This window comes from Pseudomonas sp. GW821-FHT01E05, assembly GCF_059422425.1.
In genome coordinates, this window is record NZ_JBWKWW010000017.1 from 71,267 (window position 1) to 86,420 (window position 15,154).

A 15,154-nucleotide genomic window follows, 5' to 3' on the forward strand; every position below is an offset into this window, starting at 1 on the left:
TCGGGGCCCAGCTAGAACGGGCTCAGCGGCTCGTCGGTACGGATGTAATCGCGGAACTCCTCGACCAGCCGGCGCAGCGTCCCGCCGTGGGTGAATCCGCGCCACCGACCGCCCCGCACCGTTTCATGCGAGAAGATGCGCTTGCCGCTGTAGTCGTCGATGAGCCAGACGTTGCCGAGCTGATCGACGTACATGCTGGCGTAGCGATTGCTGGCCTGACTGTAGAAGAAGCGGCGGCCGTGGTCGGCAATGATCCGGATCGCCTGGTTGAGGTGTTCGGCGCGCTGCTGCTTCAGAGTGAGTTTTTTTTCTGTGGGCATGAGGATGTGTCTCGGTGGTCATAGGAAAAGTTGGCTAAGCTCATGGCGGTCAAATTCTCAGGGGTTACAGCCATGACGAGAAAGCTCATCTGCCAGAAATGCAAACAAGATACGTCCGTAGAGCTTTGCTTTGACGAGGATATCGACGGCCAGGTCTTCAATTGCGAGCACTGTGGCGGGAGGCATGTTGAGGTGGAGACCAGCAAGCTGCCGGGATCCCCTGTCTTGAGCAGGTTCCGATTAGATGAAGATGAGTAATCGTGCCATCGACCAGGCATCAGGCTTTCAGGCAGGCGTGATGTGAGTTTGTGGGCTATTGGTTGATGGCCCGGCATAAGGCCGGATCAAGGAGGTGGTATGTCAGAGTTATTGCCGATGTTCACCACTGATTATCGCGACCATCAGTTCGTGATTGATTTCTATCGACGCCAAAACGGAATCACAACGAAGCTACAAGTGTTACAGGGCCAAACTGCTCTTGCGCCAGTGACTTATGACAATCTCTGGTCAAATTACGAAGATGCCAAGGTGTTCGCAATCAAGGAGGCCAGGCGTCTGATTGACGACCTGATCAAAAACGCATGAACTGACAGCATTCAGCGCAATAGGTGAGGGTGGGTCAGGCTTCGCAGAACGCTGTGAAATTCAGTTCACCGTCGATATCCAGTGTATCCATCACACCGAGCCCTTCCTGCTACGCCACGATGCAAACCTTCAACCGGCGAAACTCGCCGATCTTGTAGTCGAAGCCCTGGCAATCTTGCTCAACCATCTGCAGGTGAGCATCGGCCAGCGCTTGCGCCAAGCCATCCTTGACCTCAACGATCTTTTTCATAGTGAATCTCCAGTAGGCGCCGCCCTCCGTGACCGGATGCGACAAGTAAGGGGGTGTTCTTTGATGGGCTTGAGCGCTTCTTGGCGCGCGGTATCTTCGAGCTGACGCGACAGTTTTTGGCTAATCGTGATTCTGCGTCGTGATACGGCAAAGATCGGGGCGCAAGCCTCAGGCCCTGTCCGGGCATTGGCTGGACCAACTCGGGCTGTGCGCGGCGGTGGACGAGTTCCTGCGACAGGAGCGAGTCGGGGGTACTTGCCTGCACCGAGGAGGCGCGTGGCCTGTACCCCTATCGACAGGGCTGATCAGGTAATGCTGGTGTTGCTCGCTGCACTCCCGCCCCATTCGAGGAAACGGATCTTGTGCACCTCGCCCTCGCTGTCCTCGTAGACCAGGGTCACCGGTACTACGCCTGTCTTCTGGGACGTGTCGGTGCGTTGCAGCACCTTCTGCACATCGATTTCCATCCCGTAGTGGTAGTCCACGGCGGAGATGCTCGCACCGGGGTCTTGCTGGCCGCTCTGGGCGAATACACTTGGTGCGAGACTGGAAATCACCGCACTGACAACTGAGGCCATTTGCATAAGGCTGTTCCTCTGCTGGGGTTCGCTTACATGGACTTCATGTGACCGTCGATGAGGATGAAGTTCACCCCACCCCGACGAACGCCCCCTGTCCGGCTTTGCCAGAGCTGCGTGTAAAGGCTGGCTATTCCCCGTGCTAGACGCTCTCGACCATTCGTCCTTTAAACCCTGCTTCTGTCTCGGTGGCACGTACTGGCATCGGATGAAAGCCTGGCTCTGCCGCACGCTGAACTATGAGCACTGCATGGCATGCGACAAGCCGGCGACTAACCCAATCGATACTGAGATCAAGCGCAGTCAGAGCAAGTAACCAGTTGCTTGTCCGAGGTGGTTGTCCTGCACTCCGGCGATGAGGTGCAGTGGAATGTGCTGTTGCGCATCAATGGATGGGATTTCGAAGCTACCTACTATTTGAAGGTTTCGCTCACTCAGCCCGGTCGACTCTTCTTCCTTTGCCTTAGCCATTCTCGCGTGGTTCGCTGCGATTTCATTGAGGGTTGACACGTTACATCTCCGGTGACTGACCAAGCGTATCGCTGGGGTCCTTAAAGGTTAATTTTGATTGCCGCCGCGTCAGAATTACGTCGTTCCGGGGCCGCTACGGGCGTACTTAGCAATCCTTAAGCCAGGCATGGTCGCGTATACCGCGCCACGTTTTCATAAGCGACGAATGGTGGTGCGGAGTCATTCATGGGCAACGTACTGCGCATCCGCCACGTACTGCCGGTGAGCATGGATATCGTCGAAACGCTGGCCAGATGCCGTCAGCACGCTGCGCAAGATTGCTGACGACCTTGAGTCGGGTGAGCTTGAGCCGTGTTCGGTCGGCGTGCTGGCATTGCGTTCAGAGAGGGGGCGTATCGAGGTGTACGGCGTTGGCCCGAAGACCGAGGACATGCAATCGCTTGCCCTGTTCCGATTGGGCGAGCAGAAGCTGATTGATGTGATGCTGTCGGTAGACCAATAGGTGTGCCGCAGATGAGTGCGGTACGGGTAGATCAGGGGGCTGTGTACTCGAGATACAGTTTTTCGAGCGCCTCCTGGTACTTGTCTCCCGTTAAAGACTTTTTCAGAGCTGCCACGAGTTCGAGTGCTGAGGCCGCAGCCATGACCTCGTTTTCTCCCCGGCTTGCAGCGCGCTGTCTTGCTGCCGCAATTATCGCATCTTCAGTCGTGCGCATGGTTCTGTCCTCGAAAGATGAAGCATCACTGATGCCGACAATCCACCACTAACTTTAGCCCCGAGAAATGCCATGACAGCCAGGCAACCCGACTGGAGGCAATCGAACGCGCCTACCGATCGGCAATGCTGTCACGCTTAAGATGGCTTTGGCTCGTGTATGCGACAATTCACCAGCCCACTAAGTCATGGAACGTTATACATGGTGCAATTGCTTGCGGTCTCTGGAAGCCTCCGTGCAGCCTCTTCAAACTCCGCGCTACTGCGTGCTGCTGAGATGCTTAGCCCTGAAGGGATGTCGATCAAGCACTACCTGGAGGTGGGTCAATTACCTCACTTCGATCCGGATCTGGCGGACGATCCTCCGCAGATCGTCGCAGAGCTGCGCGGGATTATTGCCAGGGCAGACGGCATTCTCATTTCGTGCCCTGAGTACGCTCGCGGAATACCGGGGTCGTTCAAAAATGCACTGGATTGGCTCGTAGCCAGCCAGGACTTTCCCGGTAAGCCGGTAGCACTTTTCAACGCATCACCTCGAGCGAGTCACGCCCAGGCGGCGCTTAGGTTGGTACTGGAAACAATGTCCGCGATTATTGTCGAGCCTGCCTCGATAACAGTAAATCTGCTGGCGAAAGGAATGGATGAGTCGGACATCGCTGCGAGCTCGGAGATCAGTCAGCAAATCGTCTCGGCCTTGGGCGCGTTCAAAAATCAAATTGAGGGCGGTCTTTCTTAGTACTAGTCCTGTCTGAAATCGAAAAACGGTGAACGGATATGAGACTAATCGACCGGCCTTGGCCTCTTCAATGAGGGCGACGGCTACCCGATTAGCTTCGCGCCAGCCCCTGATGTCGCTGACTGGCTCTTCACCAGAATCATCGATCACCGATGATGGGCTGGTACTGGCAGATAACCTGCTGTGAGACTTCGAATGTCGTTCGAGCGACGCTGAATAAAACGCTCTACGAAAACACCCCATGAACGAGGCAAGCCCATGGCCTTGCCCGAATTCATCGAGTCGATAGACTGCTGATAGCTGAACGCTTATCGATGCCCGCCAAGTGCGGGCTTTTTTGGTTCTTCACGGAATTCCGGGAAACACAGAAACAAGAACACCGATTTGATTGATGATGTTTGGTCGGCAGGACCCCGGAGGAGGGGGCGGCTGGTTATGGAACACTTCCGTAATAGTGGTTGAGCACTTCGGTAGTAGTAATGGAGAACTTCCATAATGGTTTTGGATCACTTCCAAGATGGTCGTGGGATGCGTTCATGATAGTTATGAAGTCTGTCGATTTACAGAGTTCAAACCCCCAAACAATGGAACCGAAAAGCCCAGAATAATCAGTGCTTTAGCGTGCAAGTATGGCGAAGTCGATGTCCGTCGTTATTTATCAGGGAGCCCATAGAGGCTACTATTTTTACTTCAAGTTTCTGCCATTTTTCAGGCGCCAAATATTTGTTCATCTGGATGGATCGTAAAGCGATTGGCCTTAGCACGATTCATTCATACGCGCCATTAAAACTCAGCCATAAATTACAAAGCGCTTAACTAGGACAAGCAGTAAGGAGAACTAGGGTTCGACAAAAGACAAAAAATTGACAACAAAAAACAGTCACATTCTCCCTGTAAGTTGGTGATACATAATGATCAAGATCATTGCCTGCTTTTTAATAGGAGTTGTAACTGCAGGATGCAACGGTATGGTAGAACCCGACTTTTCGGGGCCTACTAACAATTCATACTTTTTAGTCTTTTCAGGCTTTCCTTTTCCGTATCTATACATGGCTTCTGCCGTGCAATGGAACGAGGACTACGCCGTCACCACTCGCCACACCCCGTTCATCTCCAACGTGAAATACAGCTGCAGCACAGGCTGCGACCTCGTCTTCATTCAGCACAAGGCCAACGGCCGCTACCCATCATGGCGCGCACCGCGTGTGGGCGAGTCCATAACTGCCGTGGGGGCAAGCCCGTACCTGGCGACCGCCACCGGGAAAGGCAAGGTGTATCAAACGCCTTTCTCCAATACCGCTGAACACAGCGGTGATCTCTATGCCATCCATGATGCCCCGCTGATCCAGGGGATGTCAGGCGGGCCAGTTATCGCCAGTGACGGCAGTGTTGTCGGCATCAATGTCGGTTTCTACTCCACCACGTTGAACAATGTGAGCGTGCAGCTGGACGTAAAGAGCGCTGAGAGGATCAGTGTCTTTATCCCTTACTCGATCATTCAGCGCGAGTGGGGGCTGTTGCAGGCAAAGCTTGACGATCCGCACGGCACGAAATATGCCGCGAAGTAGCTTTAGCCATTGCCCGGTTTGTTGGAGGGACCTTCATCCCTTTGCGCATCCTGATGTACTGCTCGGTCATGCCAATCGTGGTATGCACGAGCTGGTCGCGCGCGCCCTGATGCTCCCGGTTGACGCTTCTCTGTCGGTAGCGGCCTTGGCTCGAAGATCGCGCATATCAAATAGTGCTTTTTCAATTCCGGCAGACCTCCGCGTGCGGATTCCACGCCATCCGCAGCAGGCGGCTTCAAGCCGCCTGCTCGACCTTCGCCGTCGGCCACTCAGTAAACCCAACCTTTGGTGCCTTTGTTTTCGGGTTACTGGCGATTTGTACAGGCGCAAGGGGGCGGCCTGTTGCATGGCTGGACACACCTGATATCCAGAGATGTTCAGACTTCTGTCGCTATACAGACGATCACGACATTAAATATTGCCAAGGCCGTGCCGATAACTCCATATCTATGTATCAACGGAGTGACGAAGCATGGAAGTCAGCAATACCCAAAGCGGGTACCAGACGCCCAAAAACCTGGCCAGTCTGGGTAGTCGATTGCAGTCTCTATCCATCTTGCATGCGCAACATCACGACGCCGTTCCTGAATATTTTTGACTGGATATTCATTTTCTTCGGCTCACGGAAACGACTTGGCGACGTGCTCGCATCGACGATCGTGGTCCGATCCGGATAAAGACGATTACCACTGTTCCCATATTCAGGACGAGGAATAACCATGAGGGTTTTGATCGGGGTGTTGGCAGGAATGGTGCTGACCGGGTGCTCGTTGCCCGCATCCTTGGTGCCGGGTGAGCCAAGTGTCAGTGAGGTCACGACCAAGGTACCAAAAGACTATGCCATGTGCGTTCTGCCTGCCTGGCAGCATGAGGTCCCTAAAACCACTCAATCCGGGATTACGAATGGATACCGGATCACCGCGCCAAGCGTTGTAACGGCCGATGAGATTCTTGATATCGTGAAGTGGAAGAACGGGAGTCGGGTATCGCTCTACCAAGGCCCGCCATGGGCCAAGTCAGGCGCTCTGAACAAGTCACTGCGTGACTGTTTGTAGCGGCGCCTCTGTATGCAGGTCGTCCTGTACGGTTACAAAAAAAACTCAGTCTGGTGCTGCAATGCTGCTCAGTTAAGGCGACGACGCGATCCGTAGCAGCTGGCGAAGCCTGCGTTCGGCTGCGCAGCAGTCGCAAATCATGCAACCACGGTCAACCTGTAACACCACAGTGCCTGATTTTACGACCGCTACGCAGCCGAACGCAGCCTTCGGCAGCTGCTACGGGGAATGTGCGGAGCCAGAAATTCCTTAACTGAACAGCATTGCAGTCTGGTGCCGGGCTTTGTCGTTTCGGGGTTTTGTACAGGACAAAAAAGAGCCTCAAAGCTCTTTGATGGGGAGGAAGTAGAGCCATTGAGGCTCAAGATGCGCATGAAGCGAGTGGCGAGCTTGGTAGGCGTTCAGGTCACTCACCACCCACGCAGTTGCAGGAGCATTTAAGCAACTGCGTAAATATATCGTAGGAAGGTGGGATTTCACGCTCAAGTACCACTAGTCGAATGTGCCGGGATTGGTGCCAGCACCGGCGAGCCTCCATTTGAGAGACTACGACTGGTTACAGGCGTCTTGTCGCTACCGACACATGAAACAGATCCATGTCGGCTGTAGATAGGGAGGGGCCAAAGCGTATGCAGAAGCCTTTGCCTCCGCATACGTCTTTGTATCTCACTACTTCACATCCGAATGTCGAGCGATGTCGCCATCTGCGACGGCTGATAAGGCCCGGTCGAGTAGTACTCGCGAAGCTGGGCTTCAAGGCTGCGAAGGATCTCCATATCAAGCCGAAGGCCGGTCTCTCCGGGGCGATTCTGAATCAACCCTTGGGCGTATCCACCAGCGATGAGCGCATTAAGCGTGTCCCGAGCGTACTCGGCAGATTTATCAGTCATGTCCGGCCTCCGGGGCCTTTTCGTGTGGAAATAAAAAGCTACCATGGAAGCGCCGGACACCTATAGCGCCTGAATCGCAGGCACAAAAAAGCTGATGGAGACGATCGGCTATTTCGCGAAACCAGAGAGGCCCAATCATGCATGGCCCGACTGCCGCAAGCCCGGTAGCGACGCCTGCTTGAACTGCCGAGTGCAGTTGGATAAGCCATCTTTTGACCGCTCAGAGAAATCAAGACACCCGCTTGATCAGTTTTGCCCCCTGGTTTCTCACATTGCCCACAGCCATGTCGACCTTGAACCATTCGAAGGTATCAGGTGGCTCGCCTTGCTTGAGGAGTATCTGTTCGGCACGTTCCTTTGGTGTTGAATGGTTGAGCCATTCCCGGGCCAGCTCCGGTGTCAGAACGACCGGCCGCCGGTCTTGGGTATCGACCAATCCTCCGACGCTTTCTGCAGTGATGATCACGAAGCCATCGTCCTCCCTCGGTTCACGGCCGCCGGCGGGATACTGCCCGATGGCCGCACAGAGTATCGGTGCGCGGTCACGGCGCCGGATGAGGTAGGGCTGTTTCTTCGAGCCACCTTCATAGATCCACTCGAACCAGTTGTCGATTGGGGTAATGGCACGGTGTGGCCAGATCGCCCGGAAGAAATGGCCGTGCGCGACCTTTTCGACCCTGGCATTAATCGGTGGCGGCTTGTCGATTGCCCAGTGCGGGCGCCATCCCCAGCGAACAAGGTCGGCATGCAGTGCTTCGCCTTCCAGATGCAGAAGTACAACCTGGGTAGTGGGCGCGACGTTGTACCGTTCGATTGGCTGGTCGCCCACAGTGTTGACCAGCGCATTGGGCATACTCAGCGCGGCAACGAAGTCGTGGATGCCCCGATATTGTGAAAGCCTTCCGCACATGGCAAGTCCTCCAGCCTATCTTTTAGCTTAGCTGCAGTGAGCGCATGCCTGTGACTCATTGGACCTGCCGTCTGCAGTGAAACCAATAGAGCGGAAGATCAATTATTGCAGCGGGCTTGCACTACCTTGCAGGTATTCGGAGTTCCACCTGATCGACCTGCATAGCGTCTGCAATTGTCCATTGAAGAGGTGCGTACCTGCTGCAGATTGGAACCCCATGCCAGGCCCCCCTCTCCAACAGTGGGCATTGCTTTTGCGTAGCAGCTGGAGCCCCCGGTTGGAGTTGTAGCGAGCCCCTCAGTCTGTTTATGTGCACATCCTGCAATAAACGAAAGGCAGATAGAAAAAATTGATATAAAAACCAAGGACTTGTTTTTTGGTGATGATTTTTTGTTCATTCCATTTCCCCCTGTTAATGAGGTTTCTGGCCGGCATTCATGCCAATTGAAAGGTCGAGCCTCGACAGCAAGGCACTGCACCTTCTTTGGTCGTACCAAAACTATTTTAGTAGGAGGTGCAGGTCCTTGGGCTCGCAGGCTTTGGACTGGGGGATCAAGGTCTGAAAGGCAAAACGATGCTGGGCAGACGGTTACAGATTTTCGGTATGGAATCCTGGAGATTACTGGAGTAAAAAATACCTTACCCACCTCAATCCGGGGGATGCGCAAATGGTCATTACTGTCAAAGAACGCGATGAGCATCACATGTCTCATGACTCAAGTAGAGAGGGAGTCAGAATGTGGGATGTATATCAAGGAGATGTTCTGGTAGGCGTCTATCACAGTGAAGCAGATGCATTGAAGTACAAGGCTTTGCTGGAGAGCGGTCGATTGGATAGCCTCAAGGCAGCTCCGAAACACTAAGTTCGACGTGATGAGCAAGCCCGGCCCCGCGCTGGGCTTTGTCGTTCCTGCAGCGGGTTTTCTCAAGTGCGCGGAAGCAGTGATACAGTCCGCCACTTTCAGAACGAGGAAGCACTATGCGGATTTTGATTGGGGCGCTGGCGATGGTGATGTTGGCCGGGTGTTCGTTGCCCGCATCCTTGGTGCCGGGCGAGCCAAATGTCAGTGAGTTCACGACCAAGGCACCGAAAGACTACGCCATGTGCGTGCTGCCTGCCTGGCAGCACGAGGTCCCTAAAACCACTCAGTCCGACATTACGAATGGATACCGGATCACGGCGCCAAGCGTTGTAACGGCCGATGAGATTCTCGATATCGTGAAGTCGAAGAACGGGAGTCGGGTATCGCTCTACCAAGGCCCGCCATGGGCCAAGTCAAACGCTCTGAAGAAGTCACTGCGTGACTGTTTGTAGTGGTGTTTGTGTTTGCGGGTCGCCCTTTGCGTTGACACGACAAAGACCGGTCCAGCGCCGGGCTTTGTCGTTACGCATCGGGCTCAGATGGGATGAGGGCGACCAGATCCGTATCACCTGCGTCGACACCCGCTTGTGAAAGCAGGGTCGTAACCTGGCCTCGGTGATGGGTCTGATGATTGAAGAAATGCATGACCAGGCTGTAAAAGCCCTTGTCTGCCGCAACCCCTTTCATGCTTGAGTAATGAAGGGTGTGATCTAAATCGGGCTCTGTAATCGAGCGAGCCCATTGGATTATTACTCGATCGAGCCACGCTCGATGCTTTGAGAGTTCCCGGATATTTGCGAACAGTAACTGGTCGAGGTTTTTCGGGTCAGGAAGCTGCCGTACCGGTTCCAGTGCCAAGTAGTTCGCTGGGTGCCTGGCAAATCGCTTTAGCCAGATCGTGTCTGCGGCCGTCACGTGGTTCAGCGTTCCGAGAATAGAACCAAAGAATGCTTTCCTGTCGGCTGAGAGTTCTTCATCGGACAGGCGTCTGGCCGCCGCATAGATCTTGGCGTTCATCCACTCGTTATAGGTTGCCATAAGGCAGACATGGCTGGTGCGGCTCACTGTTATCCTCCTGGAAGGCGCGGCGATCATTGGACGTTCACCTGGCCCGGTGACAGCGCTTCGATGCGCTGTTTTTTGCTGGTTGCCAATCATATAGCGGGACGCTTGCCAGAGGGGCGCACTCGAACCACATTAAGCGTTGGGAAGTCTCGGCAGTTGACTACCTGCAATCGTTGCTCCAGTCGCAAATGATCTGGCTGGAAAAAGGTCTACTGGAGGAGTAGGGGTGGCGATATGAGCAAGATCAAGCGTTTTGAAATCAACACCACGGGTCGCGACTTTGCCGTTGGCGACATTCACGGTCACTTCACCCGGTTACAGGCCGCTGTGGATGCCGCTGGCTTCGATCCTGCCGTGGACCGGCTGTTCAGCGTTGGTGATCTGGTCGACCGCGGGCCTGAATCGCTCGAAGTGGATGATTGGCTACTGCGCAAACCGTGGTTTCATGCCATTCGCGGCAATCATGAGCAGATGGCGATCGAATCGTACGAAGCCGGTAAGGGCAGCAGTCAGTGCGCCCTTCACTACATCAATGGTGGCGCATGGTTTTACGCCCTTTCCGGCGTCGAGCAAGGCTGTTACGCAAGCATTTTCAGCGATTTGCCGCTACTGATCGAGGTCGAGACTGCTGCCGGGCTGGTGGGGCTGGTTCACGCTGATTGCCCGTGCAGTAGCTGGTCAGAACTGGTTAATGCGATCGAGCTTGGCAATAGCGAGGCAGATCACTTGAGCGCAATCTGCCAATGGTCGCGCCATCGCCTTCAGTATGAGGACCGGTCAGTGGTTGCAGGCGTTCGCGCGGTTGTTGCCGGGCATACCCCGTTGCGCCAGGTGGCAGTGCTCGGAAACGTTTATCACATAGATACCGCCGGCTGGCTGGATGGCCACTTCACGCTGCTCAACCTGGCAACGCTCGAATGCATGCCACCGATCAACCCAACACTTCATTGAATTTGGGAGGCATGGACCGTACTCCGGGGCTCTCCACCAGCAAAAAGCTCGTCATCATTTTGTAACAGTCCGGTCGCTATAATCAGGCAACACAACGCGTGCTCTTTTTTTTTGCTGCCATTTAAGGCAGCTTTTTTTTGCCTGCCGATTTTGGCGGCAGCCTGTCAGACCTACCCATTGAGCTACGACATTTACGAGAGCGGTTGCTGCCCAAGTCAGCCCAACCTGTTCAAGCGTGCACGTCTTCGATTTCTGGCCGACGTCGCAACTGCCCCCGCTGAAACAGGCTATTTGAGGATTTAGGATCCAATCGCTAAAGTCATTGATAAATCAGCCGATAGTTTGGAATGCCAGCCACATTTTTCGGTAGGGTGTCACTATGGATGCTAACGTTTGCAACTACCACGAAATTTCGACTGAAGAAATTTTGCAAAAAATTCGCAATAAAGAAAGCTTCAAGATCAGCAAGGTTCCGTTCAGTGCCTACCAGTCGGCCGTTGAGTACACCGAGAAGTTGATAAAGTCGGCTGGTTTCAAATGCTGGGTCTACACAGTCGGCCGTATCGGCGCAGTTACCCCGACCATCGGTTCAGGCATTGGGGCGGTTATCGGTATCGGAACGGCGCTGACAATCGCAACGCACAACATAGAGAGCAAGGGCCCTGATTATGAAATAGGCCGCAACATCTATGGGTTTGACTTTGAGGTTATCTACAAGAAGAAGCCCCTCTATCTGGAGTTTCCAGACAATTCAGTTCGGCTCCAGCACGCTTAAAGGAATTCTCGCGAACGCCAGGCGCAGTCGCCCCTCATTTTTTGGGCACGCTCGAAGCAGCGGCGCTGGCCGCTCCCACAAGTCGTCACAGGCGGTATTGGGTCGAAAGCAATGGGATGGACGAAAGCCTGATGAAGCACCTGGCTTCAATATGCTAGATTCGCCGCTCAATTGGCATGACAAGGAATGTTCGTCCATGAAGTTCGGCTACATGATCATCTATGTCCCCGACGTTGCTGCCTCACTCCAGTTCTTTTCGTCCGCCTTCGGGCTTAACGTTCGGTTCCTCCATGAGTCCGCCACCTATGGCGAACTCGAAACAGGAGAAACGGCGCTGGCATTCGCTGCCGATGAACTCGCCGCGATGAACTTCAGCACCGGCCATGTCCCGGCACACTCTTCCCCCAAACCGCTCGGAATCGAAGTCGGCCTGGTTACCGAGGACGTTCCGGCCGCTCATGCCAGAGCGCTGAACGCGGGCGCCACTGAAATTTCTGCCCCAAGCACCAAGCCCTGGGGGCAAACCGTATCCTACGTTCGATGCCCTGACGGGACGCTGGTAGAACTCTGCACACCGGTACAGCAGTAAGTCGAGGTAGTGGGTAATCGGTGAGGCGACCGTAGCCACCGAAAGGTCCTGGTCTCTTCAACGGCAGTACTGGCGAGGGCGCGTAGTTCAGGTTTGAGTCAGGACGATTTGCATCACTTGCACTCCATGGAGTAATTACCGGGCACCACGGCGTGGTACATCGCGATCTGGGCCATGCACTCTTCGAGCGTGCGCCACTGGCTGAGCGGCCTGGTTTCGCTACCTTGGGCGGTGCAGTAGTGGATATACAAGGTGAACAGGGTGGCTGTCATGGTCGGCTTCCGGGATCGCTGGGCGGGCAGCTTGGTGATCACGCGCCAGAAGTGCCGCTACCTGTTGCTGTTCCTGGCGCAGAGCCTCCGTACCGCGACGATGATCCGGCACATGATATTGCTGAATGGTTACCGCGTAATTGGAATCAGTCGATCATGAGCACTAAAAGGGATTTTTAATGGAAGTCGATCACCTATTTATTTGCGTAGACGGCAACGGGCAAGAAGCTGACGCATTAACAAATTTTGGACTTGTTGAGGGCTCCCCGAATACACATCCAGGCCAGGGTACTGCAAATCGCAGGTTTTTCTTTCAAAACACATTCATTGAGTTTTTGTATCTTCACAATGCCCTGGAAGCTCAAAGCCATCTAAGCGCCCCAACCCGACTCTTTGATCGCCTGACGTCTAGAGATGGCATTGCGTCCCCCTTTGGAGTCTGTTTCAGGCCCTCGGGCGTCGAAAGCAAGCCAGGCTTTGCCTCGTGGGAGTATCGTCCTGCTTACCTGCCGGCGGGGTTGAAGGTGGATGTCGGGAGTGCGCCAATCTCGGAGCCCATGTGGTTTTTCCTCTCTTTTGCCAAGCGCCCCGACCAGCTGCCAATCGAGAGAGCGCAGCCTCTAGAGCATCCGCAAGGTTTACGCGAGATCACGTCAGTTCGCATCATGACCCCCGAGGTTGAAAACTTTTCTACAGCTGCAATCTGCGCAAATCAGATGGAAGGATTTGAAATTTGTTATGGCGCTGAGCACATGCTGATTCTCGGTTTCGACGGTGAGGTCAGCGGCCAGACATACGATTTCAGGCCTGGTTTACCGATGATAATGAACTGGTGACGCCGTTGGTGCGTCCGCTGACCTGGTTTCACGACCGTCATGCCGAGGCGAACGGGTTTGTTCTGTTTTGCTGTGGCGACAAGAATCCTCGTCAGAGTGGCGTGATGGTTGGTTGTGGACTAATGCTTAAGACTGGGCAATCACTGGATATCCGGGAGAACGAAATGGCACCAGTAGACAGGCCGTCCCCCTTTAATTACGTCCACTCAAACGGCAGAGAGGCGATGATTGATTTCGAATGGGGGGATCCAGGTGATCCAATCCCCAAAGGCCTTCGTATTACCGTGAAGTACTCTGAGGACAATATTCAGAATCTTCATGAAAAAGCGATTTATAAAAGCTTCGAAGATGCAAAAAGCCAGGGCATTAAGCTCGCTGCCAATATGATCAAGGAGGCCGACCGACTGTAGGCCTGTCGTTCTCCCGAGGTGTTCGGTGAAAAGGGCGAGGGCGGGTCAGGCGGCTTCCCTTGCCGACTCGACGGCCCATGCATCAGGACCCGGCGTGCCGATTATCTGATTTTATGGAGCTTGAGCATCGTCATCAGGGGTAAGCAGCGTATAAGGTGATCTCGGCACCCCTGGATTATCTTTGCCTGAATGGAGGTGACTATGAGCGCTCCAATGCTTAGCAAGATGCAAATCAACGGTTATGAATTGATCAGTGTAAACAACGGCCCCTGGAAAGTGTGCACGCAAGGTGACCGGCTCGGATCCTTCGGCACCCGGGAAGAAGCCATGGCTTATGCGGCCATTTTGCCGTCTTACAAAGTCAGGTCGAAAAAGTCGGCCGATACCCGATAGCTCGACCTTTGAATCACTTCTCCAGCCTCGGCCATGCCGGGGCTTTTTAATTGCCAGCACCAGCAGATCACCGGCTATCGTGAGGGGGCTACGATCGTGCAGCGCAAGAGATCCCGGTGAGGGGGCTCCCGAGCCGCGCGCACCGCTATCTGCCATCAATCGAGTATTTGCCCGGACCTGTAATGCCCAGCAGCAGCAAGCCGCCCATGATGCTGATGTTCTTGAAATACTGGATCATGTTGGCCCCGCGTTCCGGGTCAACCATTGTCCAGAAGTGATGCCCAATCAGCGCGGTGCCGAGTACGAACAAGACGAAGAGAAAGGCGAGTGGGCGGGTGTAGAAGCCCAGGATGACCGCTATCGCCACAAAGAACTCCATGACGACTGCAACCCCCGCGGCGACCATGGGCATGGGCGCGCCAAGTGAGCCTATGTAAGCAACGGTACCGCCGAAGTTTGTCAGCTTGCCCCAGCCGGACATGATGAAAAGGATCATCAGAAGGATACGGGCGAGCAGGATGATCTCGTTTCTCTGATTCTCGAACAGGTTGTATCTCATGGTGTTCCGCCTGTGGACGTGAGAGAGGACGCACAAGCAAGTCTGGTATTGGGGACCTTGCGCGTACGTTTAACACTAGCAGCTGATTGGTAGCCTGCTCTCGGAACAATGCATGAGTCTGTAAGACCGTGCTAATTCCGAGCCGGGTATATGCTTGTGCATCGGTGTGCTCTATGGAGTAACCGCCTTTATTCAGTGATGGTAGTCATCAACTAACGCTACCGAAGGGGTAGTGCGCATTTGTTGTTGGAGTCGACAAAGTCCGGCCCCGCGCCGGGCTTTGTCATTTCCGGGGGGGCGTAAAGGCGAGGCGGTCTGCAACTGGCATGACTTGAGTGCGTGGTCTATTTCTATTTATCCCGG

At 54.4% G+C, this 15,154-nt stretch carries 22 protein-coding genes; 11 read left to right on the forward strand and 11 right to left on the reverse strand.

Annotated elements, in window-relative coordinates:
* Positions 1 to 11: 11 nt before the first annotated feature.
* Positions 12 to 320: a YoqU family phage-derived protein gene (locus AC07W5_RS27480; protein ID WP_495024676.1), complete on the reverse strand. Its 309-nt coding sequence runs from the start codon at positions 318 to 320 to the stop codon at positions 12 to 14.
* Positions 321 to 677: 357 nt separating this feature from the next.
* On the opposite strand from AC07W5_RS27480, the gene AC07W5_RS27485 reads away from it, so the two are divergent.
* On the forward strand, positions 678 to 905 hold the full coding sequence (locus AC07W5_RS27485) for a hypothetical protein (RefSeq protein WP_494991259.1): 228 nt from the start codon (positions 678 to 680) through the stop codon (positions 903 to 905).
* A gap of 109 nt (positions 906 to 1,014) precedes the next feature.
* Here the strand turns inward: AC07W5_RS27485 and AC07W5_RS27490 are convergent, their stop codons facing one another.
* The 4 genes from AC07W5_RS27490 to AC07W5_RS27505 form a co-directional block, all read right to left on the reverse strand.
* Positions 1,015 to 1,155 carry a hypothetical protein gene (locus AC07W5_RS27490; RefSeq protein WP_495024677.1) on the reverse strand — a complete coding sequence of 47 codons (141 nt, stop codon included), beginning with the start codon at positions 1,153 to 1,155 and terminating at the stop codon, positions 1,015 to 1,017.
* Between the two features lie 305 nt (positions 1,156 to 1,460).
* On the reverse strand, positions 1,461 to 1,739 hold the full coding sequence (locus tag AC07W5_RS27495; protein WP_495024678.1) for a DUF2790 domain-containing protein: 279 nt from the start codon (positions 1,737 to 1,739) through the stop codon (positions 1,461 to 1,463).
* Between the two features lie 297 nt (positions 1,740 to 2,036).
* Positions 2,037 to 2,243: a hypothetical protein gene (locus tag AC07W5_RS27500; protein ID WP_494991262.1), complete on the reverse strand. Its 207-nt coding sequence runs from the start codon at positions 2,241 to 2,243 to the stop codon at positions 2,037 to 2,039.
* Between the two features lie 494 nt (positions 2,244 to 2,737).
* Positions 2,738 to 2,920 carry a hypothetical protein gene (locus tag AC07W5_RS27505; RefSeq protein ID WP_494991264.1) on the reverse strand — a complete coding sequence of 61 codons (183 nt, stop codon included), beginning with the start codon at positions 2,918 to 2,920 and terminating at the stop codon, positions 2,738 to 2,740.
* Positions 2,921 to 3,121: 201 nt separating this feature from the next.
* On the opposite strand from AC07W5_RS27505, the gene AC07W5_RS27510 reads away from it, so the two are divergent.
* Positions 3,122 to 3,655 (forward strand): NADPH-dependent FMN reductase, encoded by a 534-nt coding sequence (locus AC07W5_RS27510; protein ID WP_495012749.1) that lies wholly within the window; start codon positions 3,122 to 3,124, stop codon positions 3,653 to 3,655.
* A gap of 968 nt (positions 3,656 to 4,623) precedes the next feature.
* Entirely contained in the window at positions 4,624 to 5,223 is a 600-nt protein-coding gene (locus tag AC07W5_RS27515) for a trypsin-like peptidase domain-containing protein (protein ID WP_494991716.1), read from the forward strand.
* Between the two features lie 547 nt (positions 5,224 to 5,770).
* On the opposite strand, the gene AC07W5_RS27520 is transcribed toward AC07W5_RS27515, so the two are convergent.
* The gene (locus tag AC07W5_RS27520) at positions 5,771 to 6,040 is read right to left on the reverse strand and encodes a hypothetical protein (RefSeq protein ID WP_495024693.1); all 270 of its coding nucleotides are present in this window, start codon (positions 6,038 to 6,040) and stop codon (positions 5,771 to 5,773) included.
* Here AC07W5_RS27520 and AC07W5_RS27525 point away from each other — a divergent pair.
* Positions 5,943 to 6,278: a hypothetical protein gene (locus AC07W5_RS27525; protein WP_494991266.1), complete on the forward strand. Its 336-nt coding sequence runs from the start codon at positions 5,943 to 5,945 to the stop codon at positions 6,276 to 6,278. The two genes, AC07W5_RS27520 and AC07W5_RS27525, sit on opposite strands and share 98 nt — an antisense overlap.
* A 674-nt stretch (positions 6,279 to 6,952) precedes the next feature.
* Here the strand turns inward: AC07W5_RS27525 and AC07W5_RS27530 are convergent.
* Complete coding sequence (locus tag AC07W5_RS27530) at positions 6,953 to 7,168, reverse strand: hypothetical protein (protein WP_494991267.1); 216 nt, start codon at positions 7,166 to 7,168, stop codon at positions 6,953 to 6,955.
* A gap of 229 nt (positions 7,169 to 7,397) precedes the next feature.
* A complete protein-coding gene (locus AC07W5_RS27535; RefSeq protein ID WP_495024679.1) occupies positions 7,398 to 8,078 on the reverse strand; it encodes an SOS response-associated peptidase family protein in 681 nt (226 codons plus the stop codon).
* A 979-nt stretch (positions 8,079 to 9,057) separates the two neighbouring features.
* On the opposite strand from AC07W5_RS27535, the gene AC07W5_RS27540 reads away from it, so the two are divergent.
* On the forward strand, positions 9,058 to 9,393 hold the full coding sequence (locus AC07W5_RS27540) for a hypothetical protein (protein ID WP_494991270.1): 336 nt from the start codon (positions 9,058 to 9,060) through the stop codon (positions 9,391 to 9,393).
* 70 nt (positions 9,394 to 9,463) lie between these two features.
* On the opposite strand, the gene AC07W5_RS27545 is transcribed toward AC07W5_RS27540, so the two are convergent.
* Complete coding sequence (locus AC07W5_RS27545; RefSeq protein ID WP_495012754.1) at positions 9,464 to 10,006, reverse strand: DinB family protein; 543 nt, start codon at positions 10,004 to 10,006, stop codon at positions 9,464 to 9,466.
* 234 nt (positions 10,007 to 10,240) lie between these two features.
* Between AC07W5_RS27545 and AC07W5_RS27550 the strand changes: the two genes are divergently transcribed.
* The 3 genes from AC07W5_RS27550 (at position 10,241) to AC07W5_RS27560 (ending at position 12,321) form a co-directional block, all read left to right on the forward strand.
* Positions 10,241 to 10,957: a metallophosphoesterase gene (locus AC07W5_RS27550; RefSeq protein WP_494991272.1), complete on the forward strand. Its 717-nt coding sequence runs from the start codon at positions 10,241 to 10,243 to the stop codon at positions 10,955 to 10,957.
* A gap of 379 nt (positions 10,958 to 11,336) precedes the next feature.
* Positions 11,337 to 11,732: a hypothetical protein gene (locus AC07W5_RS27555; RefSeq protein WP_495024680.1), complete on the forward strand. Its 396-nt coding sequence runs from the start codon at positions 11,337 to 11,339 to the stop codon at positions 11,730 to 11,732.
* A 196-nt stretch (positions 11,733 to 11,928) separates the two neighbouring features.
* The gene (locus AC07W5_RS27560) at positions 11,929 to 12,321 is read left to right on the forward strand and encodes a VOC family protein (RefSeq protein WP_494991274.1); all 393 of its coding nucleotides are present in this window, start codon (positions 11,929 to 11,931) and stop codon (positions 12,319 to 12,321) included.
* Positions 12,322 to 12,434: 113 nt separating this feature from the next.
* Here the strand turns inward: AC07W5_RS27560 and AC07W5_RS27565 are convergent, their stop codons facing one another.
* A complete protein-coding gene (locus AC07W5_RS27565) occupies positions 12,435 to 12,593 on the reverse strand; it encodes a hypothetical protein (RefSeq protein WP_495024681.1) in 159 nt (52 codons plus the stop codon).
* 179 nt (positions 12,594 to 12,772) lie between these two features.
* On the opposite strand from AC07W5_RS27565, the gene AC07W5_RS27570 reads away from it, so the two are divergent.
* The 3 genes from AC07W5_RS27570 to AC07W5_RS27580 all read left to right on the forward strand — a co-directional run bounded on the left by AC07W5_RS27570 (position 12,773) and on the right by AC07W5_RS27580 (position 14,232).
* On the forward strand, positions 12,773 to 13,429 hold the full coding sequence (locus tag AC07W5_RS27570) for a VOC family protein (protein WP_495024682.1): 657 nt from the start codon (positions 12,773 to 12,775) through the stop codon (positions 13,427 to 13,429).
* Between the two features lie 8 nt (positions 13,430 to 13,437).
* Positions 13,438 to 13,839 carry a hypothetical protein gene (locus tag AC07W5_RS27575; RefSeq protein ID WP_495012757.1) on the forward strand — a complete coding sequence of 134 codons (402 nt, stop codon included), beginning with the start codon at positions 13,438 to 13,440 and terminating at the stop codon, positions 13,837 to 13,839.
* A gap of 201 nt (positions 13,840 to 14,040) precedes the next feature.
* The gene (locus tag AC07W5_RS27580) at positions 14,041 to 14,232 is read left to right on the forward strand and encodes a DUF2188 domain-containing protein (protein WP_495024683.1); all 192 of its coding nucleotides are present in this window, start codon (positions 14,041 to 14,043) and stop codon (positions 14,230 to 14,232) included.
* A 145-nt stretch (positions 14,233 to 14,377) separates the two neighbouring features.
* Here the strand turns inward: AC07W5_RS27580 and AC07W5_RS27585 are convergent, their stop codons facing one another.
* On the reverse strand, positions 14,378 to 14,791 hold the full coding sequence (locus AC07W5_RS27585) for a DoxX family protein (RefSeq protein ID WP_495012758.1): 414 nt from the start codon (positions 14,789 to 14,791) through the stop codon (positions 14,378 to 14,380).
* Positions 14,792 to 15,154 lie beyond the last annotated feature (363 nt).

Bases quoted from the DNA above. Each gene is read 5' to 3' on its own strand.
- AC07W5_RS27480 (WP_495024676.1), bottom strand. From the start codon at position 320: ATGCCCACAGAAAAAAAACTCACTCTGAAGCAGCAGCGCGCCGAACAC.
- AC07W5_RS27485 (WP_494991259.1), top strand. From the start codon at position 678: ATGTCAGAGTTATTGCCGATGTTCACCACTGATTATCGCGACCATCAG.
- AC07W5_RS27490 (WP_495024677.1), bottom strand. From the start codon at position 1,155: ATGAAAAAGATCGTTGAGGTCAAGGATGGCTTGGCGCAAGCGCTGGCC.
- AC07W5_RS27495 (WP_495024678.1), bottom strand. From the start codon at position 1,739: ATGCAAATGGCCTCAGTTGTCAGTGCGGTGATTTCCAGTCTCGCACCA.
- AC07W5_RS27505 (WP_494991264.1), bottom strand. From the start codon at position 2,920: ATGCGCACGACTGAAGATGCGATAATTGCGGCAGCAAGACAGCGCGCT.
- AC07W5_RS27510 (WP_495012749.1), top strand. From the start codon at position 3,122: ATGGTGCAATTGCTTGCGGTCTCTGGAAGCCTCCGTGCAGCCTCTTCA.
- AC07W5_RS27515 (WP_494991716.1), top strand. From the start codon at position 4,624: ATGGTAGAACCCGACTTTTCGGGGCCTACTAACAATTCATACTTTTTA.
- AC07W5_RS27525 (WP_494991266.1), top strand. From the start codon at position 5,943: ATGAGGGTTTTGATCGGGGTGTTGGCAGGAATGGTGCTGACCGGGTGC.
- AC07W5_RS27530 (WP_494991267.1), bottom strand. From the start codon at position 7,168: ATGACTGATAAATCTGCCGAGTACGCTCGGGACACGCTTAATGCGCTC.
- AC07W5_RS27535 (WP_495024679.1), bottom strand. From the start codon at position 8,078: ATGTGCGGAAGGCTTTCACAATATCGGGGCATCCACGACTTCGTTGCC.
- AC07W5_RS27540 (WP_494991270.1), top strand. From the start codon at position 9,058: ATGCGGATTTTGATTGGGGCGCTGGCGATGGTGATGTTGGCCGGGTGT.
- AC07W5_RS27550 (WP_494991272.1), top strand. From the start codon at position 10,241: ATGAGCAAGATCAAGCGTTTTGAAATCAACACCACGGGTCGCGACTTT.
- AC07W5_RS27555 (WP_495024680.1), top strand. From the start codon at position 11,337: ATGGATGCTAACGTTTGCAACTACCACGAAATTTCGACTGAAGAAATT.
- AC07W5_RS27560 (WP_494991274.1), top strand. From the start codon at position 11,929: ATGAAGTTCGGCTACATGATCATCTATGTCCCCGACGTTGCTGCCTCA.
- AC07W5_RS27565 (WP_495024681.1), bottom strand. From the start codon at position 12,593: ATGACAGCCACCCTGTTCACCTTGTATATCCACTACTGCACCGCCCAA.
- AC07W5_RS27570 (WP_495024682.1), top strand. From the start codon at position 12,773: ATGGAAGTCGATCACCTATTTATTTGCGTAGACGGCAACGGGCAAGAA.
- AC07W5_RS27580 (WP_495024683.1), top strand. From the start codon at position 14,041: ATGAGCGCTCCAATGCTTAGCAAGATGCAAATCAACGGTTATGAATTG.
- AC07W5_RS27585 (WP_495012758.1), bottom strand. From the start codon at position 14,791: ATGAGATACAACCTGTTCGAGAATCAGAGAAACGAGATCATCCTGCTC.